This is a genomic window from Streptomyces sp. NPDC041940 (genome assembly GCF_055589465.1).
The window spans coordinates 192,370-213,055 of sequence record NZ_JBVJBP010000004.1 but is presented as its reverse complement, the minus strand read 5'-3'; the positions used below and the strand labels follow the sequence as shown (position 1 = coordinate 213,055).

At 70.6% G+C, this 20,686-nt stretch carries 22 protein-coding genes, 1 pseudogene and 1 riboswitch; of the genes and pseudogenes, 11 read left to right on the top strand and 12 right to left on the bottom strand.

Annotated elements, in window-relative coordinates; all coding sequences use genetic code 11:
• The first annotated feature begins 39 nt into the window (after positions 1-39).
• A complete protein-coding gene (locus ACZ6I3_RS10275; RefSeq protein WP_469413437.1) occupies positions 40-1,293 on the top strand; it encodes an ABC transporter substrate-binding protein in 1,254 nt (417 codons plus the stop codon).
• Positions 1,294-1,328: 35 nt separating this feature from the next.
• Positions 1,329-1,574, top strand: a complete 246-nt coding sequence (locus ACZ6I3_RS10270; protein WP_469413435.1) for a DUF3263 domain-containing protein — start codon at positions 1,329-1,331, stop codon at positions 1,572-1,574.
• An 83-nt stretch (positions 1,575-1,657) separates the two neighbouring features.
• Here the strand turns inward: ACZ6I3_RS10270 and otsB are convergent, their stop codons facing one another.
• The 3 genes from otsB to ACZ6I3_RS10255 all read right to left on the bottom strand — a co-directional run bounded on the left by otsB (position 1,658) and on the right by ACZ6I3_RS10255 (position 4,946).
• Positions 1,658-2,485: a trehalose-phosphatase gene (gene otsB, locus ACZ6I3_RS10265; RefSeq protein ID WP_469413433.1), complete on the bottom strand. Its 828-nt coding sequence runs from the start codon at positions 2,483-2,485 to the stop codon at positions 1,658-1,660.
• Positions 2,486-2,491: 6 nt separating this feature from the next.
• On the bottom strand, positions 2,492-3,895 hold the full coding sequence (locus ACZ6I3_RS10260; protein ID WP_469413432.1) for an alpha,alpha-trehalose-phosphate synthase (UDP-forming): 1,404 nt from the start codon (positions 3,893-3,895) through the stop codon (positions 2,492-2,494).
• A 106-nt stretch (positions 3,896-4,001) separates the two neighbouring features.
• Positions 4,002-4,946, bottom strand: a complete 945-nt coding sequence (locus ACZ6I3_RS10255) for a glucosyl-3-phosphoglycerate synthase (protein WP_359893331.1) — start codon at positions 4,944-4,946, stop codon at positions 4,002-4,004.
• A gap of 155 nt (positions 4,947-5,101) precedes the next feature.
• Positions 5,102-5,258, top strand: a riboswitch (SAM riboswitch).
• Positions 5,259-5,276: 18 nt separating this feature from the next.
• Between ACZ6I3_RS10255 and thrC the strand changes: the two genes are divergently transcribed.
• The 6 genes from thrC (at position 5,277) to ACZ6I3_RS10225 (ending at position 12,806) form a co-directional block, all read left to right on the top strand.
• Positions 5,277-6,563 carry a threonine synthase gene (gene thrC, locus ACZ6I3_RS10250; protein WP_469413431.1) on the top strand — a complete coding sequence of 429 codons (1,287 nt, stop codon included), beginning with the start codon at positions 5,277-5,279 and terminating at the stop codon, positions 6,561-6,563.
• A gap of 103 nt (positions 6,564-6,666) precedes the next feature.
• Positions 6,667-6,942 (top strand): MoaD/ThiS family protein, encoded by a 276-nt coding sequence (locus ACZ6I3_RS10245; protein WP_469413429.1) that lies wholly within the window; start codon positions 6,667-6,669, stop codon positions 6,940-6,942.
• A gap of 448 nt (positions 6,943-7,390) precedes the next feature.
• Positions 7,391-7,594: a cold-shock protein gene (locus ACZ6I3_RS10240; RefSeq protein ID WP_003949956.1), complete on the top strand. Its 204-nt coding sequence runs from the start codon at positions 7,391-7,393 to the stop codon at positions 7,592-7,594.
• Positions 7,595-8,159: 565 nt separating this feature from the next.
• On the top strand, positions 8,160-9,782 hold the full coding sequence (gene groL / locus ACZ6I3_RS10235; protein WP_469413427.1) for a chaperonin GroEL: 1,623 nt from the start codon (positions 8,160-8,162) through the stop codon (positions 9,780-9,782).
• A 230-nt stretch (positions 9,783-10,012) separates the two neighbouring features.
• Positions 10,013-11,140 (top strand): NADH:flavin oxidoreductase, encoded by a 1,128-nt coding sequence (locus tag ACZ6I3_RS10230; RefSeq protein WP_469413426.1) that lies wholly within the window; start codon positions 10,013-10,015, stop codon positions 11,138-11,140.
• Positions 11,141-11,255: 115 nt separating this feature from the next.
• Positions 11,256-12,806 carry a carboxylesterase/lipase family protein gene (locus ACZ6I3_RS10225; RefSeq protein WP_469413424.1) on the top strand — a complete coding sequence of 517 codons (1,551 nt, stop codon included), beginning with the start codon at positions 11,256-11,258 and terminating at the stop codon, positions 12,804-12,806.
• 1 nt (position 12,807) lies between these two features.
• Here the strand turns inward: ACZ6I3_RS10225 and ACZ6I3_RS10220 are convergent, their stop codons facing one another.
• From ACZ6I3_RS10220 to ACZ6I3_RS10200, 5 genes and pseudogenes are all read right to left on the bottom strand, one after another.
• On the bottom strand, positions 12,808-13,377 hold the full coding sequence (locus ACZ6I3_RS10220; RefSeq protein ID WP_469413422.1) for a hypothetical protein: 570 nt from the start codon (positions 13,375-13,377) through the stop codon (positions 12,808-12,810).
• Between the two features lie 13 nt (positions 13,378-13,390).
• Positions 13,391-14,031: pseudogene (locus ACZ6I3_RS10215) on the bottom strand (Uma2 family endonuclease).
• A 5-nt stretch (positions 14,032-14,036) separates the two neighbouring features.
• Positions 14,037-14,846, bottom strand: a complete 810-nt coding sequence (locus ACZ6I3_RS10210; RefSeq protein ID WP_469413421.1) for a hypothetical protein — start codon at positions 14,844-14,846, stop codon at positions 14,037-14,039.
• A 252-nt stretch (positions 14,847-15,098) separates the two neighbouring features.
• On the bottom strand, positions 15,099-15,290 hold the full coding sequence (locus ACZ6I3_RS10205; protein ID WP_469413419.1) for a DUF397 domain-containing protein: 192 nt from the start codon (positions 15,288-15,290) through the stop codon (positions 15,099-15,101).
• Positions 15,274-16,113 (bottom strand): helix-turn-helix domain-containing protein, encoded by an 840-nt coding sequence (locus ACZ6I3_RS10200; RefSeq protein WP_469413418.1) that lies wholly within the window; start codon positions 16,111-16,113, stop codon positions 15,274-15,276. Before ACZ6I3_RS10200 ends, ACZ6I3_RS10205 begins: the two co-directional genes overlap by 17 nt.
• A 114-nt stretch (positions 16,114-16,227) precedes the next feature.
• Here ACZ6I3_RS10200 and ACZ6I3_RS10195 point away from each other — a divergent pair, with 114 nt between their 5' ends.
• Positions 16,228-16,473, top strand: coding sequence for a hypothetical protein (locus ACZ6I3_RS10195; RefSeq protein WP_469413691.1), 246 nt, complete (start codon positions 16,228-16,230; stop codon positions 16,471-16,473).
• Between the two features lie 11 nt (positions 16,474-16,484).
• Here ACZ6I3_RS10195 and ACZ6I3_RS10190 read toward each other — a convergent pair whose 3' ends face one another.
• Genes ACZ6I3_RS10190 through ACZ6I3_RS10180 form a run of 3 tightly spaced genes read right to left on the bottom strand, consistent with a single transcriptional unit; the run spans position 16,485 to position 18,868 of the window.
• Positions 16,485-16,949, bottom strand: coding sequence for an SRPBCC family protein (locus ACZ6I3_RS10190; RefSeq protein ID WP_469413416.1), 465 nt, complete (start codon positions 16,947-16,949; stop codon positions 16,485-16,487).
• 23 nt (positions 16,950-16,972) lie between these two features.
• Positions 16,973-17,908, bottom strand: coding sequence for an N-acetylmuramic acid 6-phosphate etherase (gene murQ / locus ACZ6I3_RS10185; RefSeq protein ID WP_469413414.1), 936 nt, complete (start codon positions 17,906-17,908; stop codon positions 16,973-16,975).
• Positions 17,909-17,953: 45 nt separating this feature from the next.
• A complete protein-coding gene (locus ACZ6I3_RS10180; RefSeq protein ID WP_469413411.1) occupies positions 17,954-18,868 on the bottom strand; it encodes a MurR/RpiR family transcriptional regulator in 915 nt (304 codons plus the stop codon).
• Positions 18,869-18,936: 68 nt separating this feature from the next.
• On the opposite strand from ACZ6I3_RS10180, the gene ACZ6I3_RS10175 reads away from it, so the two are divergent.
• Together ACZ6I3_RS10175 and ACZ6I3_RS10170 are read left to right on the top strand one after the other, a co-directional pair.
• The gene (locus tag ACZ6I3_RS10175) at positions 18,937-19,317 is read left to right on the top strand and encodes a hypothetical protein (protein WP_469413410.1); all 381 of its coding nucleotides are present in this window, start codon (positions 18,937-18,939) and stop codon (positions 19,315-19,317) included.
• Positions 19,318-19,324: 7 nt separating this feature from the next.
• Complete coding sequence (locus ACZ6I3_RS10170) at positions 19,325-19,612, top strand: DUF4031 domain-containing protein (protein ID WP_391109407.1); 288 nt, start codon at positions 19,325-19,327, stop codon at positions 19,610-19,612.
• On the opposite strand, the gene ACZ6I3_RS10165 is transcribed toward ACZ6I3_RS10170, so the two are convergent.
• Positions 19,582-20,673, bottom strand: coding sequence for a GNAT family N-acetyltransferase (locus tag ACZ6I3_RS10165; RefSeq protein WP_469413685.1), 1,092 nt, complete (start codon positions 20,671-20,673; stop codon positions 19,582-19,584). The two genes, ACZ6I3_RS10170 and ACZ6I3_RS10165, sit on opposite strands and share 31 nt — an antisense overlap.
• Between the last annotated feature and the right edge of the window lie 13 nt (positions 20,674-20,686).

Genomic DNA, 20,686 nt, shown 5'->3' with positions numbered 1-20,686 from the left:
CGCCAGGGTTGGGGAAGTGCAGCGGTGCAGCGGCGGCGGATGGCAGGAACGATCGCGGTGGTGTCCGCACTGGGCATGACGGCGGTCCTCGGCGGCTGCGGCGTCACGGGCGGCTCGGCCGACGTGACCCTGAAGCTGGTCGCCGCCGACTACGGCGACAGCAAGGCCAACAGCTCGCAGAAGTACTGGGACAAGCTCGTCGAGGAGTACGAGGCCGACCACCCCGACGTCGAGATCGATGTCAGCGTCTACTCCTGGAACGACGTCGACCGCAAGGTCAGGGAGATGGTCGCCGCCGGTGACCCGCCGGACATGGCGCAGATCGGCTCGTACGCCGGTTACGCGGCCCGGAACCAGCTCTACAAGGCCGACGAACTGCTCTCCATACCCGTGCAGGCCGACTTCGTCGGGCAGCTGGCCTCCGCGGGGCAGGTGAAGGGCGTGCAGTACGGCATGCCGTTCGCCTCCTCCACGCGCGTGCTCTTCTACAACAAGACCCTCTTCTCCGAGGCCGGCATCACCCCGCCGAAGACCTGGGACGACGTGGCCGACGACGCCGAGGCGCTCAAGGCGGAGGGCGTGACCTACCCGTACGCGCTGCCCCTCGGTCCGGAGGAGGCGCCCGCCGAGACCATGCAGTGGATGCTCAGCGGCGGGGGCGGCTACACCGACACCGTCGACAGCTACGGCATCGACGCCCCGGAGAACGTCGACACCTTCAACTGGCTGAAGGACGAACTGGTCGGCAAGGACTTGAACGGGCCGGTAGCGCCCGGGGAGCTCAACCGGGCCGACGCGTACGCCGCCTTCGCCAAGGGCGAGGTCGGCATGGTCAACGGGCACCCGTCGCTGATGAACATCGCCGCCAAGAAGGGCGTCAAGTACGGCATGGTGCCGACGCCGGGCAAGGAGGGCACGAGCAAGTCCACGCTCGGTGTCGCCGACTGGATGACGGCCTTCCGCAAGAACGGCAACCGCGACCAGGTCGGCGACTTCCTCGACTTCGTCTACAGCGAGAAGAACGTGCTGGCCTTCTCCCGCGAGTACGACCTGCTGCCGGTCACCACCTCCGCGTCCGGGGCCATGTCCGTCTCGGACCAGGACCGGCACCTCAGGCCGTTCCTGGAGGAACTGCTGACCTCCGAGCTCTACCCGGTCGGCAAGACCTCCTGGGCCGACGTCAGCGCCGAGATCAAGCAGCGGATCGGCAAGGCCGTCGCGCCCGGCGGCAGCCCCTCGGCCGTCCTGGGCCAGCTCCAGGCGGAGGCGTCCCGGGCGGAGAACGCGGAGTAGTCCGGCTGTCGGTGGCGGGCGTTACGGTGCCTGGTATGGACGAGGATTCAGGCGAGCAGGGGCTCGGGCGCCGGGAGCGGGACGTCCTCGCGCTCGAACGCCGGAGCTTTGCCGGGCCCGGTGCGAAGGAACGGGCCGTGCGGGAGGAGCTGGGGCTCGCGCCCGTGCGTTACTTCCAGCTTCTCAACGCGCTGTTGGACGACCCTCGGGCGCTCGCTCATGATCCGGTGACGGTGAATCGGCTGCGGCGGATACGGGAGAGGCGGCGGGCGGAGCGCTGAGGGCCGTGGGGCTGATCGGCCGTCGCGGGGTGCGGGTGAGTGGGGGCTGGTCGCGCAGTTCCCCGCGCCCCTTTTAGGGCGCTTCAGCTGAGCTGGGTCGCCAGTGCCGTCAGTAGGTTCACTACTCCCTCCGGGCCGTTCACCACCAGGTCCGCTCGCTCCCGGAGTTCCGTCACCTCGTCGCTGCCGCTGCACACCAGCAGGCCCGGGGTGCCGGTCGCGCGGAGGCGGTCGACGGCGGAGTAGGCGGGCAGGTCGCCCAGGTCGTCGCCGCCGTAGAGGACGGAACCGGCGCCGATCTCCTGGGCGAACTCGGTCAGGGCGACGCCCTTGTCCATGCCGGGCGGGCGCAGTTCGAGGACCAGGCGGCCGGGCTCGACGATCAGGCCGTGCCGGGTCGCCAGGGCGGTGAGCGGCTCGCGCAGGGCCTCGAAGGCGGCCTGCGGGTCGGCGGCCCGGCGGGTGTGCACGGCCACGGCCCGGCCTTTCTCCTCGACCCAGGTGCCGCTCCCTTCGAGCAGCCCGGGCAACTCGGCGCGGACCGCCTCGACGCCGGGGTGCGGTTCGGGCGCGGTGACCTTGCCGCTGCGGGCGTCCCACCGCTCGGCGCCGTAGTGCCCGAGGACGACGAGGTGTTCGAGACCGGGTACGTCCGCGAAGCCGCCGTTGCGGACCGCGACCTCGGCCGGACGGCCGGTGATCACCGCGACGGCGGCCACCTTCGGCGCGAGCGCCGCCAGCGCCCCCAGCGCCTCCGGATGGGCCCTGGCCAGCTCCGGATCGGCCACGATCGGCGCGAGCGTCCCGTCGAAGTCCAGGCCGATCAGCGCCTCGGAGGGCCGCGCGAGGAGGGCGTCGAGACCCTCCTGCCCGGCCTTGGTGACGGGTGTCGGCAGCGCCTCCTGGCTCATCACCGCTCAGCCCCTCAGCGCGTCGAGCTGGTCCACGAACCACTGCGCCGGCGGCAGTGCGGTCGCCGCCGCTGCCAGGCGTTTGGCGCGCTCGGCGCGTTCCTCCGGGCGCATCGAGAGCGCCTCGTGCAGGGCCGCCGCCGTGCCGGTCACGTCGTACGGGTTCACCGTGATCGCGTCCTCGCCCAGCTCCTCGTACGCCCCGGCCTCCCGCGACAGCACCAGCGCGCAGCCCGCGTCGGAGACGACCGGGACCTCCTTGGCGACGAGGTTCATGCCGTCGCGGATGGGGTTGACGAGCGCGACGTCGGCCAGCCGGTACGCGGCCAGGGAGCGCGCGAAGTCGTCCTTGACGTGCAGGACGACCGGCGTCCAGTCCGGTGTCCCGTACGCGGCGTTGATCTCGTCCGCCAGCCGCTGCACCTCGGCCGTGTAGTCCCGGTACACCGCGAGGTCCTGCCGTGAGGGGTACGCGAAGGCGACGTGCACGACGCGCTCGCGCCACTCGGGGTGGTCGTCGAGCAGCTGCCGGTACGCCAGCAGACCGCGCACGATGTTCTTCGACAGCTCGGTGCGGTCGACCCGGACGATGGTGCGGCGGGCGCCGCCGTCCGGAGCCGGGCCGATCTCCTCCCGCAGTGCGGACATCCGCTCCTGGACGTCCTTCTCGTGCGACCGCTGCCGCAGGAAGTCCGCGTCGGCCCCCAGCCCGTGCACCCCGACCCGCGTGCCCCCGAGCCCGCCGCCGAACCGCTCGGCGCATTCGACGAACGCGTCCGCCCAGCGCCGGGTGAGAAAGCCCAGCCGGTCCGCGCCCAGCATGCCGCGCAGCACCTGCCCGGCCACGTCGTCCGGCAGCATCCGGAAGTACTCGGGCGGCGCCCACGGCGTGTGCGAGAAGTGCCCGATCCTCAGGTCCGGCCGCAGCTCGCGGAGCATGCCCGGCACCAGCGTCAGGTGGTAGTCCTGCACGACCACCGCCGCACCCTCGGCCGCCTCCTCCGCCAGCGCCTGCGCGAACGCCCGGTTGTACGTCTCGTACGACGCCCACCGCCGCCGGAACTCCGCGTCGAAGACCGGCTCCAGCGGGGTCTGGTACAGCATGTGGTGGACGAACCACAGCACCGAGTTGGCGACGCCGTTGTACGCGTCGGCGTGCACGTCGGCCGGGATGTCCAGCATCCGCACGCCGTCCTCGCCGACACCCCGCCGGACGGCCTCGCGGTCGCCGTCGGACAGCGCCGAGCAGACCCACAGCGCGTCCGCGTCCGAGCCGATCGCGGAGAGCCCCGAGACCAGTCCGCCGCCGCCCCGTTTGGCGTTCAGCGAACCGTCCTCGCCCACCGCGTACGAGACCGGGCCGCGGTTGGAGGCCACCAGCACCCGTGCAGCACCGTACGTAGAAGCCATAGCCCTCAACCTAGCCCGGCCCGGAAACGCTCAAACGTACGGACCTGGCAGCCCCCTGACCCGCACGGCCGAAAACAGCCCCGGTCAGGCCACTGCCAGGCCACGGTCAGGCCGCCTTCCGTGCCTGGTACTCGGCGATCTCCACCATCGGCGGACGCTCCTCGGTGTCCACGGAGTACGTCCGCGGCTCGAAGCCGTCCCCGCCCCGCTCGAACTGCGTCAGGGACGGCCGGATCAGATGCCCGCGGGCCAGCCGCAGCTGAGCCGTGCGGTAGATCGCGGCGGCCATCCGGCCCAGCGCCTGACCGTCCTGGTGCCGGTGCTTGCGCACCCCGACGTCGACCTGGGCGAGGGCGTCCAGGCCCGCCAGGTGCAGGGCGTCGACCAGCATGCCCAGCTCGACGCCGTAGCCGACGGGGAACGGCAGCTGCTCCAGCAGCGAGCGGCGGGCCGCGTACTCGCCGCCGAGCGGCTGCACGAAGCCGGCCAGCTGCGGCCAGTGCATGTTGAGCAGCGGCCTGGCCATCAGCTCGGTGACCCGGCCGCCCTGCCCGGCGGCGGCGCCGAGCGGACGGTCGTACATGGCCTTCACCAGGTCCACGCCCGGCTCGGTGAGCAGCGGGCCCACGATCCCGGAGACGAAGTCGGACGAGAAGTCCCGCAGGTCCGCGTCGACGAAGCAGACGATGTCCCCGCGAGTGGCGAGCAGCGAGCGCCACAGCACCTCGCCCTTGCCGGGCACCGCGGGCAGCCGCGGGAGTATCGCGTCCCGGTGCACCACCGTCGCGCCCGCCGCCGCGGCCACCTCCGACGTACGGTCCGTCGAGCCCGAGTCCACGACGACCAGCTCGTCGACGAGCGGCACCTGCCGCATCAGGTCGTGGCGGATCACGGCGGCGATGTCGCCGACCGTCTCCTCCTCGTTGAGCGCGGGCAGCACGACACTGACCGTCTGGCCCGTGCGCTGCTTGGCGGCGAGTATCTGGTGGAGGGGGCGATCGGTCGCGGACCAGGAACGGGTGCTCAGCCAGCGCTCGACTTCTTCCAGCACCGTGGCGGCTCCTCTGCGTACTCTCGGCGGGACGGACCGTGAGCCATCTCGCGGTTCGGACGACTATCTCAACTGTCCTGGTCGTCGGTTACAGTCTTGAACAACGCGGGTGACCATCGCATGTCCGGGGTCAACCCACGTCGACAACCGAATACAGCTCATCCAGAGGGACTGAGGGAAACGGCCCGTTGAAGTCCCGGCAACCCTCCAGTCGGTTCTCGTAGGTCACTGTCGACCACACGCGCGAGGCTCCCGGCTCGGGAAGGTGCCAAATCCGTCTCACGGCGAGATGCGTCGTGAGGAAGATGAGGAGAAAGGGCCTCGCCTCACATGGCTGCGCAGACTGTTGCAAGCACCACCGAATCCACCGTAGACCTCGGCCCCGCCGCCGCCCTGAGCTGCCGCGAGTGCGGTCACCGCGTCCCCCTCGGACCGGTCTTCGCGTGCCAGGAGTGTTTCGGCCCGCTGGAGATCGCCTACGACTTCTCGGCCTACGACGCCGAAGAGCTCCGCAAGCGCATCGAAGCGGGCCCCGCGAACATCTGGCGCTACGCCCCGCTGCTGCCGGTCCCGGCCGACGTCGCGGACAAGCCGAACATCAACCCCGGCTGGACCAAGCTCGTCAAGGCCGACAACCTGGCCCGTGAGCTCGGCGTCGACGCCGGTAAGCTCTTCGTCAAGGACGACTCCGGCAACCCGACGCACTCCTTCAAGGACCGTGTCGTCGCCCAGGCCCTGGAGGCCGCCCGCGCCTTCGGCTTCACCACCCTGTCCTGCTCCTCCACCGGCAACCTCGCCGGTGCGGTCGGTGCCGCCGCGGCCCGCGCCGGCTTCCGCTCCTGCGTGTTCATCCCGCACGACCTGGAGCAGGGCAAGGTCGTCATGGCCGCGATCTACGGCGGCGAGCTCGTCGGCATCGAGGGCAACTACGACGACGTGAACCGTTTCTGCTCCGAGCTGATCGGCGACCCGGCCGGCGAGGGCTGGGGCTTCGTCAACGTCAACCTGCGGCCGTACTACGCCGAGGGCTCCAAGACGCTGGCGTACGAGATCTGCGAGCAGCTCGGCTGGCAGCTGCCGGACCAGCTGGTCGTGCCGATCGCCTCCGGCTCGCAGCTCACGAAGATCGACAAGGGGCTGCAGGAGCTGATCAAGCTCGGTCTGGTCGAGGACAAGCCGTACAAGATCTTCGGCGCGCAGGCCGAGGGCTGCTCGCCGGTGTCGACGGCGTACAAGGCCGGGCACGACGTCGTACGGCCCCAGAAGCCGGACACCATCGCCAAGTCGCTGGCGATCGGGAACCCGGCGGACGGGCCGTACGTGCTGGACATCGCGCGGCGTACGGGCGGTGCGGTGGAGGACGTGAACGACGAGCAGGTCGTCGAGGCGATCAAGCTGCTCGCGCGGACCGAGGGTGTGTTCGCGGAGACCGCCGGTGGGGTGACGGTGGGGGTGGCGAAGAAGCTGCTGGAGAACGGGCTTCTCGACCCTGCCAAGACCACGGTGGTCCTGAACACGGGGGATGGTCTCAAGACGCTGGACGCGGTGGCCGGGACCGGGCTGACCGCGACCATCCGGCCCAACCTGGACTCGTTCCGGGACGCCGGGCTCGTCTGAACCGTTGTTCGCTGCGGGCCGGTGGGGGCTGGTCGCGCAGTTCCCCGCGCCCCTTGGGACGCGGCCCAGCTGTAGCTCAATCGAAACCGGAGGTCATATTCCGATGAGCGTCAACGTTCGCATCCCCACCATCCTGCGTACCTACACCGGCGGGCAGGCCGAGGTCGCCGCCGAGGGCGGGAACCTCGGTGAGGTCATCGCCGATCTGGAGAAGAACCACACCGGGATCGCCGCCCGGGTGCTGGACGACCAGGGCAAGCTGCGCCGGTTCGTCAACGTGTACGTGAATGACGACGACGTGCGGTTCGAGCAGGGTCTTGAGACGGCCACGCCGGACGGTGCCGGTGTGTCGATCATTCCGGCTGTGGCCGGCGGCTGAACCGGTCGACCGGCTTGATTATTACCATCGGTAACGGCCGTCACTGAGTGTTCATTGAATTGCCCCCTCCGTGAGAGAAGCGGAGGGGGCAATTCTGTGTGGTTGAGCGCGGTACAGTTGGGGAACGCGATCCCGATCCCCTGATCGGGCACCCTGAATTCCTGCCTCGCGCCCGACAAGATGTAGCCAAAGTGTGCGCGTCTTTCGCCGCTTTTGTTCCCTTTGCGTGGCCCGACTTGCCCTGAAGTCGCACGAATTCTCCCCACATTCCGGATCCCGCGCGTCCAGAATTCTCGTCCGATTGACCTGTTGCAGAGGGCAGTTGGACAGATACATTCGGCCGCGGTCGACGCGTTCCGGCGCACGCCCCCAATCCGTGGGGGGTGAGGTCTGACCCGGATCCGCGAAGTGCGGGTCTGTGCAAGGGCCAGTAATAGGGGAGTTAGGCATGGCTCAGGGCACCGTCAAGTGGTTCAACGCGGAGAAGGGGTACGGCTTCATCGCGGTCGACGGTGGTGCGGATGTTTTCGTCCACTACAGCGCGATTCAGATGGACGGCTACCGCACCCTTGAAGAGGGTCAGCGGGTCGAGTTCGAGATCTCGCAGGGCCAGAAGGGTCCACAGGCCGACATGGTTCGCGTCGCTGCCTGAACGCGCGACCACGACAAACCGCAAGCGGCAGGTCTTCTCTGAAGGGCCCGTACCCCCCGGGGTGCGGGCCCTTCGGTCTGTCCGGCGGTCTGTCCGGTGGTCGGGCCGGCGGTCGGGCCGGGGTGACGGACGCGCCGGGGAGAGCGCTCGTCGGAGTCCGCCGCGCCCGAAGGCGCCCCGAAGTCCTGCCCGGTGCGGGGGCGGTGGGCTCACGCCCGGACTCGTTCGCGTCGGCCGCCCGCTTGTCGTCGCCGGGCGTGGGGCCAGCCACTTCCCGGCCTCGGCCGCTGCGTCGTGGCGTTGTCCGCGGCCCGTGGCCGAGCCCGGCGCACCCTGTTCGCCGGGGGCTGAGAGTGCCTCCGCATCCCGAGAGGCGCTTGCACTCGCCTAGGCCGAGTGCTAATCATTGCGTTAGCACTCTGAAGGTGAGAGTGACAACGTAAGGACCGGGTCGGTGAGGCCCGCAGGCCGGGTGGGGAAGGAACCACGAGGCTGGCGAGCCGTCCGTCGCGGGCGCGGGCGCGGTCCGAAGTAATCACCCCCAGTCCTGGAGGGACCACTTCACATGGCCAAGATCATCGCGTTCGACGAGGAGGCGCGGCGCGGCCTCGAGCGCGGCATGAACCAGCTCGCGGACGCCGTCAAGGTGACGCTCGGCCCCAAGGGCCGCAACGTCGTCCTCGAGAAGAAGTGGGGCGCCCCCACGATCACCAACGATGGTGTCTCCATCGCCAAGGAGATCGAGCTCGAGGACCCGTACGAGAAGATCGGCGCCGAGCTGGTCAAGGAAGTCGCCAAGAAGACGGACGACGTCGCCGGTGACGGTACGACCACCGCGACCGTTCTCGCCCAGGCCCTGGTCAAGGAGGGCCTGCGCAACGTAGCCGCCGGCGCCAACCCGATGGCCCTCAAGCGTGGCATCGAGCGCGCCGTCGAGGCCGTCTCCGCCGCCCTGCTGGAGCAGGCGAAGGATGTCGAGACCAAGGAGCAGATCGCTTCCACGGCCTCCATCTCCGCCGCCGACACCCAGATCGGCGAGCTCATCGCCGAGGCCATGGACAAGGTCGGCAAGGAAGGCGTCATCACCGTCGAGGAGTCCCAGACCTTCGGTCTGGAGCTGGAGCTCACCGAGGGTATGCGCTTCGACAAGGGCTACATCTCGGCGTACTTCGCCACCGACATGGAGCGTATGGAGGCCGTCCTCGACGACCCGTACATCCTGATCGCGAACTCCAAGATCGCGAACGTCAAGGACCTGCTCCCGCTCCTGGAGAAGGTCATGCAGTCGGGCAAGCCGCTGCTGATCATCGCCGAGGACGTCGAGGGCGAGGCCCTGTCGACCCTGGTCGTCAACAAGATCCGCGGCACCTTCAAGTCCGTCGCCGTCAAGGCCCCGGGCTTCGGTGACCGCCGCAAGGCGATGCTGCAGGACATCGGCATCCTCACCGGCGGCGAGGTGATCTCCGAGGAGGTCGGCCTCAAGCTGGAGAACGCCACGGTCGACCTGCTGGGCAAGGCCCGCAAGGTGGTCATCACCAAGGACGAGACCACCATCGTCGACGGTGCCGGCTCGACCGACCAGGTCAACGGCCGCGTCAACCAGATCCGCGCCGAGATCGAGAACAGCGACTCGGACTACGACCGCGAGAAGCTCCAGGAGCGCCTGGCGAAGCTCGCGGGCGGCGTGGCGGTCATCAAGGCCGGTGCCGCCACCGAGGTGGAGCTCAAGGAGCGCAAGCACCGCATCGAGGACGCCGTGCGCAACGCCAAGGCGGCCGTCGAGGAGGGCATCGTCGCCGGTGGTGGCGTGGCCCTGCTGCAGGCCTCCCAGGTCTTCGAGAAGCTGGAGCTCGAGGGTGACGAGGCGACCGGCGCCAACGCCGTGAAGCTCGCGCTGGAGGCCCCGCTGAAGCAGATCGCCGTCAACGGTGGTCTCGAGGGCGGCGTCGTCGTGGAGAAGGTCCGCAACCTCCAGGTCGGCCACGGCCTGAACGCCGCGACCGGTGAGTACGTCGACATGATCGCCGAGGGCATCATCGACCCGGCGAAGGTGACCCGTTCCGCGCTGCAGAACGCCGCCTCCATCGCCGCGCTGTTCCTCACCACCGAGGCCGTCATCGCCGACAAGCCGGAGAAGTCCGCCGCGCCCGCCGGTGGCGGTATGCCGGGCGGTGACATGGACTTCTGATCGACCCCTGGGGATTCCCCGGGTTGATCAACGGTCTTGCCGAGGGCGGCACTCCCTGTTCCGGGTTCCCGGGCAGGGGGTGCCGCCCTCGGGCGTGTCCGGACGTGCCCCGGCGCAGGCGGGCGTGTGCGGGGTCACAGTGCGGGCGGGATGGCAGGGGTGGGCCGGATGGTTGAAACGTACGTCCTATGCGTATGCACATACTGTCCGGTATCCGAAGGAGCCCCTGAGTGACTGTCGCCGCCTCCGCCTCCCGCGCCGCAGAAATCCTGTCCCGGCCCGTAACGCTGGGCGGCCTGACCGTCCCGAACCGGATCGCCATGGCGCCGATGACCCGCATGTTCTCCCCGGGCGGCGTTCCCGGAGAGGACGTCCTCTCCTACTACTCCCGCCGTGCCGCCGCCGGAGTCGGCCTCATCGTCACCGAGGGCACCTACGTCGGGCACGACTCGGCCGGGCAGAGCGACCGCGTGCCGCGGTTCCACGGCGAGGAGCAGCTCGCGGGCTGGGCGAAGGTCGCCGACGCGGTGCACGCCGCGGGCGGCACGATCGTGCCGCAGCTGTGGCACATCGGCATGGTCCGCAACCAGGGCGAGCCGCCGTTCGCGGACGCCCCGGCCGTCGGCCCCTCGGGCCTGCGCATCGGCGCCGACGAGCCCACCGGCAAGGCCATGACCCAGGCCGACATCGACGCCGTCATCGGCGCGTTCGCCGAGGCCGCTGCCGCCGCCGAGCGCATCGGCTTCGACGGCGTGGAGATCCACGGCGCCCACGGCTACCTGCTCGACCAGTTCCTCTGGGAGGGCACCAACCGCCGCACCGACGCCTACGGCGGCGACCGCGTCGCCCGCGCCAAGCTCTCCGAGGAGATCGTCGCGGCCGTCCGCGAGACCGTCTCCGCCGACTTCCCCATCATCTTCCGCTACTCGCAGTGGAAGCAGGAGGCCTACCACGCCCGCCTCGCCGAGACGCCCGAGGAGCTGGAGTCCATCCTGACCCCGCTCGCGGCGGCCGGCGTCGACGCCTTCCACGCCTCCACCCGCCGCTACTGGGTGCCCGAGTTCGAGGACTCCGACCTCAACCTGGCCGGCTGGACCAAGAAGCTCACCGGCAAGCCCACCATCACCGTCGGCTCGGTCGGCCTGAACGGCGTCGACTTCCTCAAGTCCTTCCAGGGCGAGGGCGCCGACGTCAACGACCTCGACAACCTCCTGGACCGCTTCGAGCGCGACGAGTTCGACATGGTCGCCGTCGGCCGCGCCCTGCTCCAGGACCCGCAGTGGGCGGCCAAGGTGCTGGACGGCCGCTTCGGCGACACGGCCCCGTACGACCCGGCGGCGCTGAAGACCCTCAGCTGACCTGAAGACCCTCAGCTGACCGGGGGGCCGGGGGCCCTGCGACTCTGGATTTACTTGCGTCAGTCAATGACACTGGCGGAGCGCCTGTTCACCGGCATTCCGTGAGGAGATCCAGATGACGACGACCGAGTCCCGCCCGTCGGCGGGTGGCCCTTCGGACGATCCCGCACCGGTGGTCCGTACGACCGCCGGTGCGGTTCGGGGCCGCAGGGAGGAGGGACTCGCCGTCTTCCGCGGCATCCCCTTCGCCGCGCCCCCGGTGGGCGAGGCCCGCTTCCAGGCACCGCGCCCCGCCCAGCCCTGGGACGGCATACGCGACGCGCACGCCTTCGGCCCGCCGCCCCCGCAGGACGTCGGCAGCCTGGGCGGGCCCGGCCTGCTCGACGTACCCGAGGGCGACGAGTGGCTCACGGCCAACGTCTGGACCCCGGAACCCGACCCGGCGGCCCGCCGCCCGGTGATGGTGTGGATCTACGGCGGTGCCTACAAGCTCGGCCACTCCGGCAGCCCCGGCTACGACGCCCGGCACATCGCGACCGACGGTGACCTCGTGGTCGTGTCCCTCAACTACCGCCTGGGCATGGAGGGTTTCGCGTCCATCGAGGGAGCCCCCGCCAACCGCGGACTGCTCGACCAGGTCGCCGCGCTGGAGTGGGTCCGCGACAACATCCAGGCGTTCGGCGGCGACCCGGACCAGGTCACGGTCTTCGGAGAGTCGGCGGGCGCGGGCTCGGTCGCCTCACTGCTCTCCATGCCGCGCGCGGCCGGTCTCTTCCGGCGGGCCATCGCGCAGAGCGTGCCGGGGACGTTCTTCTCCGACGCACTCGCCCGGGACATCGGCCTCGCCCTGGCCGCCGAGCTGGGGCTGCGCCCCACGGTCGCCGACCTCTCGACGATCCCTCCGCACCGGCTGACGTCGGCCGGTGAGACGCTGGGCGCCAAGATGCTCCAGTACGTAGACCGCTGGGGCCAGGCGGCGCCCACGGTCACGCCGTTCTCGCCGGTGGTCGACGGAGAGGTGCTGCCGACGACGCCGTGGCAGGCCCTGGCGGCCGGTTCGGCGAAGGACGTCGACCTGCTGGTGGGCCACAACCGGGACGAGTTCCGGCTCTTCATCGCCATGGCGGGCCAGCAGATCACCGAAGAGAGGGCGAGCGCGGCCCTCCACCTCTTCGCCCCCGGCCCCGACGGGGAGCAGGCCTACCGCGCCGCCTTCCCCGACGCCTCCCCGGGCGAGCTCTACGAACGCGTCCAGACGGACTGGCTGTTCAACATGCCCTCCCTGCACCTGGCCGAGGCGGCGAGGGCGGGTGGCGGGCGCGCCCATGTGTACGAACTGACCTGGGCGGCCCCGGGCAACGGCGGCGCGCTCGGAGCCTGCCACGGCCTGGACATCCCGCTGCTGTTCGGCACGTACGGGGCGGACCTGGGGCTGCTGACGTTCGGGGGCGGGGAGCCGTCCGAGGAGGCCCTGGCGCTGTCGGCCCGTTTCCGCGCGTCCTGGACGGCCTTCGCGCGGTCGGGGGACCCGGGCTGGCCGGCGTACGACGACGAGCGGCGGCTGGTGCAGGTGCTGGACGCGGAGCCGGTGGTCGGCGCCTACCCGGAGGAGACGTCGCGGCGACTGTGGGAGGGCTACGGCTTCCCCGCCCTGCCCCTCCTGTGAGCTAGAGGTTCCCCATGGGCTCGATGTCGACCTTCACCGGCGTCCCCCACACCCGCAGCACCTCGTAGTCGGTGAACTCGTGCACCAGCCGGTACGCCATGGCGGCTCGGGGTGCCCGGCGCTGGGCGTTGATGAACAGCTCGGCCTCGCGGCGGTCCCGGCGCGGGGTGCCGCACAGTTGCCAGGCCTGGCCGTTCCACAGCTCCGGCAGCCAGCGCTGCTGGGGCTGGGGGCGGTCGGCGCTCACGCCGTAGCGGGACTGGACGGGGTCGGTCTGCGGCTGCTGCGGGGCGGGCCCGTTGTACTCGTTCCGGCGGGCGGACCTGCGGCGGGTCTCGCACAGCAGGCACAGGTCGGGGGCGTTCTCGTCGACCGGGCCGTTCGGATGCTCGGGGCAGCGGGTGCTGGGCGCGGCGCCCGCGACGCTCTCGTCCAGCAGGTCCAGCGCGCGCTTCAGGTCGGCCTTGACCTCGTGCAGCTTGGCGTCCGGGGTGTCGGAGGTGAGGGCCTCGCCATGCTCGCCGAGGACTCGGAGGGCTCGGCCTAGGGCGGTCAGCTGGGCGTGGTTCATACGCCCATTGTCCTCAGTCGGCGTAGTCCTTGAGCTTCTCGGTGTGCAGGGTGATGTTCACGGGGGTGGGGAGCTCGACGGTGGCGCCCCAGGGGTGTCGGGAGATCTGCTGGTAGCGGCCGTCTTTCGGTTCGCTGTGGACGGTGAGTGTGTTGTTGTCGCGGTCGATGAGGAGGTAGACGGGGATGTCGGCCGCCGCGTAGCCGATGGGCTTGTCGATGCGGGCGCGTTGGTTGGTGTCGCGGTCGCGGGAAGTGATCTCCACGGCCATGAGGGAACCTTCGGGGTCGGACCACTCGCCATCTCCCTTGAACCGATCCACGGCAGCGAGGGTGCCGTCCGTCCGTGCTCGCCTTTGCGATAGGCCTCCGCCTTGACGCCGGACTCGGGTACGAGATTCAGATCGGGGCGCTGCATCAAGCACTGGCGCAGCAGCCACATGAAGATCGAGGTGTGGTTGCCGTCCGGCATGGCCTTGACCTCTAGTTTTCCGTTGATGTACTCAAGCCGCACGGTCTCCCGGGCACGGCGTTCCAGCTCTTCGAAGTCCTCGACGGTGAGTGGGGCCTTCGTACGGACACGCCCGTCGACGTACTCGAGCCGGATGTGGTCCGGGGCCACGTCGGTCAGATCCTCGAAGTCCTCGACGGGCAGAGCTGTCATGTGGGTGCCTTCTCTTGTAGTCGTTGGGACATTGCGGCGCGGATACCGGCCGCGTGGGCCTGGACCGTGGGGGCGGAAAGGGGTGCAGGGGGTTGTGCGGGGGTGTGTTCGCCCCGGCAGGCGCTGCAACGACCCCCTGGCAGGGTTTCCGGACGCCCCGGGGCGCCGCAGTTCGCGCACTCCAGGACCCGTAGGGGCGGGCGCGGGGCGGGTGGGGGTGGGAGTTTGCTGGTCAGGCGGCTGCGGACCAGGGCCGCGGCGTGGTGGACGGGAGTCGGCAGGCCGGATGTCAGCTCCCGCAGTACGTCGCCCTCCGAGGCGCCTCGCGCGAACCAGTCCGCCACGAGCGGGGCGAGCGTCGCGCAGTCCCGTTCGGAGAGGGACAGGACGGAGGCTGTGCGGCCGAGGGCGGCGAGCAGGATGTGGGCCCGGGATCGGGTGGGGCGCGCCGCCTTCGGCTGTGGTGCGTCGCCACGGGTAAAGGCGGCCCACCAGTCGTCGTCCCGGGCGGTGCGGGTGAACCACGTTCGAGTGATCCAGCGGGAGCTGCTGTCTTCGGCCGTCACGCACTCCCTGCCTCGCCGCAGGTGCCCTGCCCCCTGGAGGCGGTTGAGGGCCGTGCCGAGGGCGCACTGTCCGTACGGGAGCTGTTTGGCCAGCGTCTTCACGGAGATGTCGGCGCCGTCGGGGAGTCGGTCGAGGTAGGCGGCGATGGCGGCTTCGCGGGGTGGGAGGTGGGCGAAGTCGTGGTTGGTGCGGGGGTGTTGGTCGGGTGTGCTGCGTTTGCCGTAGCCCGGGGTCGCCATGGGGTGCGCGGACGGGACGGCAGCACTAAAGTTGGCTTCAGCCATGGGATCGATCGACTCTCGATCTCGTTGGTTAAGCCCCCGCAGGTGTTGGTAGCACCGGGCGGGGGCTGTTGCGTATGCGAGCACGTTAGAGGCACGTCACTGTGCGTGGCAAGCCGAACGCGTCAAGTCAACACGCGGGGTGGGAGGGCGGGTTGAGGCCCTCCACCCATTCCTTGAAAAGAGGGCTCGAAGCCCGGATCCCGAAGCTCAGGCCGTCTCGTCCTTGAGGTTCTCGACGAACGCCGCCCAGGCTGTGGCCCGGAACGCGAGCTTCGGGCCGTGGGGGTTCTTGGAGTCGCGGACCGGGATGACATCAGGGATTGCCCGGGTGACTTCCAGGCAGTTGTCGCCGCTGCCGCCGCTGTAGCTGGACTTGTACCACTCAGGCATGTTCCTCATGGCCGTAATCCTGCGTCATTGCTTCGAGCAGGGCTAGAGACTTCTCAGGCGAGAGTGCGGAGGCCGCGAGGAACTCGTAGTAGAAGCGGTACTCCGCGACAGTGGCGGGGTCGTCATCCAGCCGCCCGGTGCCGACGCCTTCGAGGTAGGCCAGCGGAGGTGCGTCGTCGAAGTCCATGAGCTTGACGCACCCCTGCATGGCCGGGTGCGCCCCCGCGTCGAAGGGCAGCACCTGCACGATGGACCGGCTACGGCGGGCCATGCCGCTGATGTGTCGCAGGGCCTCGGCCATGACTTCCGCCCCGCCTGTCACCCGCCGCAGGGCAGACTCGTCAATCACGGCCCACAACAAGGGCTTTGTTGGATCGTCGAGGATGCGGGTGCGCTCCATGCGGGCGGCCACCCTCTTCTCGATCTCCTCATCCGGTGCGGTCGGTTGATATGCGCGGCACACCGCCCGGGCGTAGGCGGGCGTCTGGAGCAGCCCGGGAATCAGCATCGAGGCGAACTCCCTGATGGCCACAGCCCGGGCCTCCGCCTCCGCCGCCTCCGCGAAGTGCTCCGGATACTTCGACTTCGCCGCCGCCCCGCAGTTCCGCTGGAAGAAGTCCTCCGTCCCCAACGCCTCGTCCAGCAACCGCGCGTACTCCCGCTGCAACCTGCGCGTACCCGCCTCCAGCTGCCCGACGAACGACCCGCTCGCGAACAGTCGCTGACCCAGTTCCTCCTGGCTCAGGCCGGCTTTCTCGCGGGCGTGGCGGAGTTCGGCGCCCAGGAGGGCCCGAGGTGAGGAGGACGGGTCGAGGTCCCTGGGGCCGGGCATGGGCAACTCCCTGTCGTACAGATCGGGTTGTTGGACCGCCGTGTCTGGCCAGGCTAGAGGCGCGTCGGCCACGCTGTGTGGTGAATCACCAACTCAGCGTGGAGGTAGGAACAGGTGCGTTCGACCGAAGAGATCGTGGAGTCGCTGCGGGACGCCCTCAAGGAGGTCGGTGTCGTGCTGCCGTCCCTGGGCGTCGATCCGGTCACGGCCGCGAGCAAGGAACCGTTCGCCCTCGTCGAACTGGGCCGGTGCAACGTACGGACGGCCGAGCATCTGACCGACGTGCTGAGGTCGCTGCCCGCGCGGGAGACACTGCGGGCGCGGGTGAGGCAGGTCAACCGGGAGCCGAAGGCGAGGTGAGATGCGTCGGCTCAGCCGTTGCGTGCCTCCAGCGCCGAGGCGATGTCGTCGAGATCCTTCTCGATGGCCTTGCGTACGGCCCGCGCCCCCACGCCGCCGAGAAGCCTGACGAGGAGCCCCCGGGCACCGCCCGGCACCTCCGCGCCGAACGTCATCCGCACCGTGGTCGCCGACGGATCGTCTGCCCGCAGCTGCCACTCCGAGATGTAATGGGTGCCCTGCGAATCGGCCTCCACGACATAACGGTCGGGCGCCTCGCAGGCGGTGACCCACATCTCCTCGGTGGCCTCCTTGCCGAACATCCGCCGGGTCTCCCGCCACCGCGTGCCGACCCCGAAGCCGCCCTCGGTGATGACCTCGATCCTTGTGACCCCGCTGAGCACGCGTTCCATGCCTCCGAGGTCCGTCAGGGCCTCCCACACGGCACGCTGCCCGGCGGCGATCCGCCGCTCCACGACGACGCTTTTGCTGCTCATGCCCCCATAGTGGCAGCACACCTCTAGCGGTGGCACGCTTCCAGGGCCGCGCGCAGATGGCCGTCGGATTCCTCCAGCAGACGGGCCGCCGTCGGGCCGTCGACACCGGCCAGGAGGGTGAGGATCGCGTTCTTGACCTCGCCGTCGGTGGCGAGGAGGGCGTCCTCGATCTCCTTGTCCTCGGCGCCCGTGGCGAGGGCGACGATGCGGTGGGAGCGGGCGCGGAGTTTGTCGTTCGAGGCGCGGACGTCGACCATCAGGTTTCCGTAGGTCTTGCCCAGGCGGATCATCGTGATCGTCGAGAGCATGTTGAGGACGAGTTTCTGTGCCGTGCCGGCCTTCAGGCGGGTGGAGCCGGTGAGGAGTTCGGGGCCCACGACGATCTCGATGCCGTGGTCGGCGGCGGCCCCGAGCGGGCTGCCGGGGTTGCAGGCGAGGCCGACGGTGAGGGAGCCGCGGGTGCGGGCGTACTCGACGGCGCCGATGGCGTACGGCGTGCGGCCGGAGGCGGAGATGCCGACCACCGTGTCGTCGGGGGTGAGGCCGAGGGGCTCCAGGTCGGTCCGGGCCAGCTCGCGGGAGTCCTCGGCGCCCTCGACCGAGGTGACCATGGCCGCCGGGCCGCCCGCGATGAGGCCGACGACCCGGGCCGGGTCGGTGTTGAACGTGGGCGGGCACTCGGAGGCGTCCAGGATGCCCAGCCGGCCCGCCGTGCCCGCGCCCGCGTAGACGAGGCGGCCGCCTCGGGCCATCCGTTCCGCGACCGCGTCGATCGCGGTGGCGATCTGTGGCAGCCGTGCCGCGACCGCCCCGGCCACGGTGGCGTCCTCGCCGTTCATGAGCCGCGCGATGTCCGGGGTGGGCAGCCGGTCGATGTCCGCGAGCTCCGGCCGGAAGGCCTCGGTGGTCAGGGACTCCAGCTCGGTTCTGAGGTGCCGGGGGTCGGAGGTGGAGGTCATGACGGCTCTTTCGTGTCCTTCTGTGTCTTCCCGTGTCTTTCCGGCTCAGGGGCGGTGCCGGTGGGCCAGCGCCTCGTACGACGCCGAGAGTGCCGGTGCCGCCGTCTCGTACGTCCGCTGCGCCACCCCTATGAACAGGCAGTCCACCACAAGGAGCTGGCCGGTCCGGGACGACATGGCCGCCGGGCGCAGTTCGCTCTCGCGGGCGGTGGAGGTGGTGAGGACGTGGTCGGCGTACTGCGTGACCGGGCCGTCGGGGCGGCCGGTGATCGCCACGGTCGTGGCCCCGCGCTCGAAGGCGACCCGCAGCGGCTCGATGACGTCCCCGGTCGACCCCGAGTGCGTGATGGCGATCGCCACGTCACCTGCCCGCAGCTGCACCGCGTTCGTCACGGCCAGATGCGGGTCGCTGTGGGCGTGGGCCATCAGCCCTATGCGCAGCAGCTTCTGCGTGAGGTCCTGGGCGACCAGGCCGGACGCCCCGACGCCGTACACATCGGTGCGGCGGGCCGCGACCAGCGCGGTGACGGCGGCGCCCAGCTGGACCGTGTCGAGGCCGGCGGCGGTGTCGGCGAGGGTCTGCTGTTCGTCGTAGGCGAGCTTCGCGACCACGTCGGCGATCGGGTCGTCCACCGCGATGTCCGTCGTGATGGCCGGGGCCCGGCCGGACTGCTGCTGGGCGGCGAGGCCGGCGAGGGCGAGGCGCAGGTCCCGGTAACCCGGATAGCCGAGCAGCCGGGCGGTGCGTACGACGGTCGCCTCGCTGGTGCCGGTGAGTTCGGCGAGGCCGGTGACCGTGAGGGCCGCGCAGCCGGCCGGGTCGCCCGCGACGGCCTCGGCGACGCGCTGCATGGAACGCGTCATCGACGGGGCCAGGGTGCGGACCTTGGCCGCGAGGGCGGCGGGGGCGGGCGGGGTGCCGAGGGTGCCGACGAAACTTTCCTTCACTCTGCTGGTCACCACTGAAAGATATTTTCGGCTCGGTGCCGGGTCAAGAGTGCGCAGCAAGGGTGCGCACAATGGGGGGCATGGAGCCCATCACCCCCCTGGAGCAGACGCTGCACGCCGCGCGTGCCCTGGTACTGGCCGACCTCGTCGCGGGACGCGTCGCCGAGGCGGATGTCGTGTCCCTGGTCGAGGAGGCCGTCACGGAGCGGCGGTGGTGGGTCGAGCAGTGGCCGGAGGGCGCTCCGTACGTGGCCGGGCTGGTCGCGCAGGACGTACAGGACGCCCTGCTGGAGCGCTACGGCCGCTGGCCGCTGTGCCCGGTGTGCGGCGACGGCGACCCGCACGCGCTGGACGTGGACCCGGTGCTGGGGGCCGACCCGCACTGGGTGTGCGGCGAGGCGGGCGTGAAGGTCGCGGCGGTGGGGTCGCTGAGCGAGGCCCTCGGCGGGGCGTCCTCGTGAGGCCCTGGTGACGATCTACATCGACCCGCCGGCCTGGCCCGGGCACGGCCGCATGTGGTCCCACCTGATCAGCGATGTCTCCTACGACGAACTGCACACCTTCGCCGAACGGCTCGGCGTGCCCCGGCGGGCCTTCGAACGCGACCACTACGACATCCCCGCCCAGCGGTACGCCGACGCGGTGGGCGCCGGGGCCGTGGAGGTCAGCAGCCGCGAGGTGGTGCGGCTGCTGCACGGCGCGGGGCTGCGGCGGCCCAAGGGCCTCTACCGCTCGCCGGGTTCACCCGGCTCGTAGGTCGTTTCACCTCGTAGGTCGGTCATCTCGTAGGTGACCTGCTCGGTGTCCTCCGCGACGGCAGTGAATCCGGCGCGGGTGAGGACGTTCCGCGAGGGCGTGTTGTCCCGCTCGACGTTGGCGACGACGGTCCGTACCTCGTCCCGGGCCAGCGCCCACGCCGACAGCGCGCGCAGCGCCTCGGTGGCGTAGCCGTGCCCACGGGCCGCTTCGACCAGGTCGTACCCGATCTCGACCCGCCCCGCCTCATCCGGAACGGCGTGGAACCCCATGGCGCCGAGCGCCTGGTCGTCCTCGCGGCGGACCAGCACGTACATGGTCCACTCGGGGCGGTGGACCCCGTCCTCGTACTGCTTGAACATCAGCCCGGCGCCGACCCGGGTGCCCTCTGCCGGGCTCCCTCCGAGCCACTCGAAGCAGCCGCCGTCGCCGACCGTGGCCAGATCGTCGGCCACCGCCGGGGTGACGCCCTCAAGGGTGAGCCGTTCGGTGTCGATCACCAGGTTGTTGTTCCACCGCCACGCGGTGACGGGCGCCCGCCCCGGCAGCTCACCCCGGCCGGTGGCCCACAGCAGGGTCTGCCAGGGGGACGGTCCGGGCTGGACATGCGGGAAGATCCGCCTGAGCACGAAGTCGCACAGCCCGGAGTCCGCCTCGTACGCCACGCCCAGCCCCTCGGCGATGTCGTGCGTGTGCAGCAGCACCTCGGCCACGCCCATCGCCGCGAACCCCTCACGGTTCGCGTTGCGGAACGGATACGGATGGAAGGCCCGCACCCGCCGCGGCGTCGTCCGGATCGCCGCCGCGAGCAGGGCCCCCGTCGTCCTGATCACCTGCACCGCGTCCGCGTTGCCGGCCCCCTCCGCCAGCGACATCTCGAACGGCGTGTACCCCTCGGGCTCCCGCCCCGCCAACTGCCCCGCGTACGCGATGAGATCCTCGGCGACGTGCACGGCCGTCTCCCGGCAGCTCCACGCGAGCCGCCCGGCCGGTGTCCCCTCCCAGTCCCGGTCGGTGACTCCCCCCAGCAGGCCGACGCACTCGCCGACGGCCTGCTCCACCTGTTCCGCGCCC

Coding starts and splice junctions, on each gene's coding strand:
- ACZ6I3_RS10275 (WP_469413437.1), top strand. CDS start 40: ATGGCAGGAACGATCGCGGTGGTGTCCGCACTGGGCATGACGGCGGTC.
- ACZ6I3_RS10270 (WP_469413435.1), top strand. CDS start 1,329: ATGGACGAGGATTCAGGCGAGCAGGGGCTCGGGCGCCGGGAGCGGGAC.
- otsB (WP_469413433.1), bottom strand. CDS start 2,485: ATGAGCCAGGAGGCGCTGCCGACACCCGTCACCAAGGCCGGGCAGGAG.
- ACZ6I3_RS10260 (WP_469413432.1), bottom strand. CDS start 3,895: ATGGCTTCTACGTACGGTGCTGCACGGGTGCTGGTGGCCTCCAACCGC.
- thrC (WP_469413431.1), top strand. CDS start 5,277: ATGGCTGCGCAGACTGTTGCAAGCACCACCGAATCCACCGTAGACCTC.
- ACZ6I3_RS10245 (WP_469413429.1), top strand. CDS start 6,667: ATGAGCGTCAACGTTCGCATCCCCACCATCCTGCGTACCTACACCGGC.
- ACZ6I3_RS10240 (WP_003949956.1), top strand. CDS start 7,391: ATGGCTCAGGGCACCGTCAAGTGGTTCAACGCGGAGAAGGGGTACGGC.
- groL (WP_469413427.1), top strand. CDS start 8,160: ATGGCCAAGATCATCGCGTTCGACGAGGAGGCGCGGCGCGGCCTCGAG.
- ACZ6I3_RS10225 (WP_469413424.1), top strand. CDS start 11,256: ATGACGACGACCGAGTCCCGCCCGTCGGCGGGTGGCCCTTCGGACGAT.
- ACZ6I3_RS10220 (WP_469413422.1), bottom strand. CDS start 13,377: ATGAACCACGCCCAGCTGACCGCCCTAGGCCGAGCCCTCCGAGTCCTC.
- ACZ6I3_RS10210 (WP_469413421.1), bottom strand. CDS start 14,846: ATGGCGACCCCGGGCTACGGCAAACGCAGCACACCCGACCAACACCCC.
- ACZ6I3_RS10205 (WP_469413419.1), bottom strand. CDS start 15,290: ATGAGGAACATGCCTGAGTGGTACAAGTCCAGCTACAGCGGCGGCAGC.
- ACZ6I3_RS10200 (WP_469413418.1), bottom strand. CDS start 16,113: ATGCCCGGCCCCAGGGACCTCGACCCGTCCTCCTCACCTCGGGCCCTC.
- ACZ6I3_RS10190 (WP_469413416.1), bottom strand. CDS start 16,949: ATGAGCAGCAAAAGCGTCGTCGTGGAGCGGCGGATCGCCGCCGGGCAG.
- murQ (WP_469413414.1), bottom strand. CDS start 17,908: ATGACCTCCACCTCCGACCCCCGGCACCTCAGAACCGAGCTGGAGTCC.
- ACZ6I3_RS10175 (WP_469413410.1), top strand. CDS start 18,937: ATGGAGCCCATCACCCCCCTGGAGCAGACGCTGCACGCCGCGCGTGCC.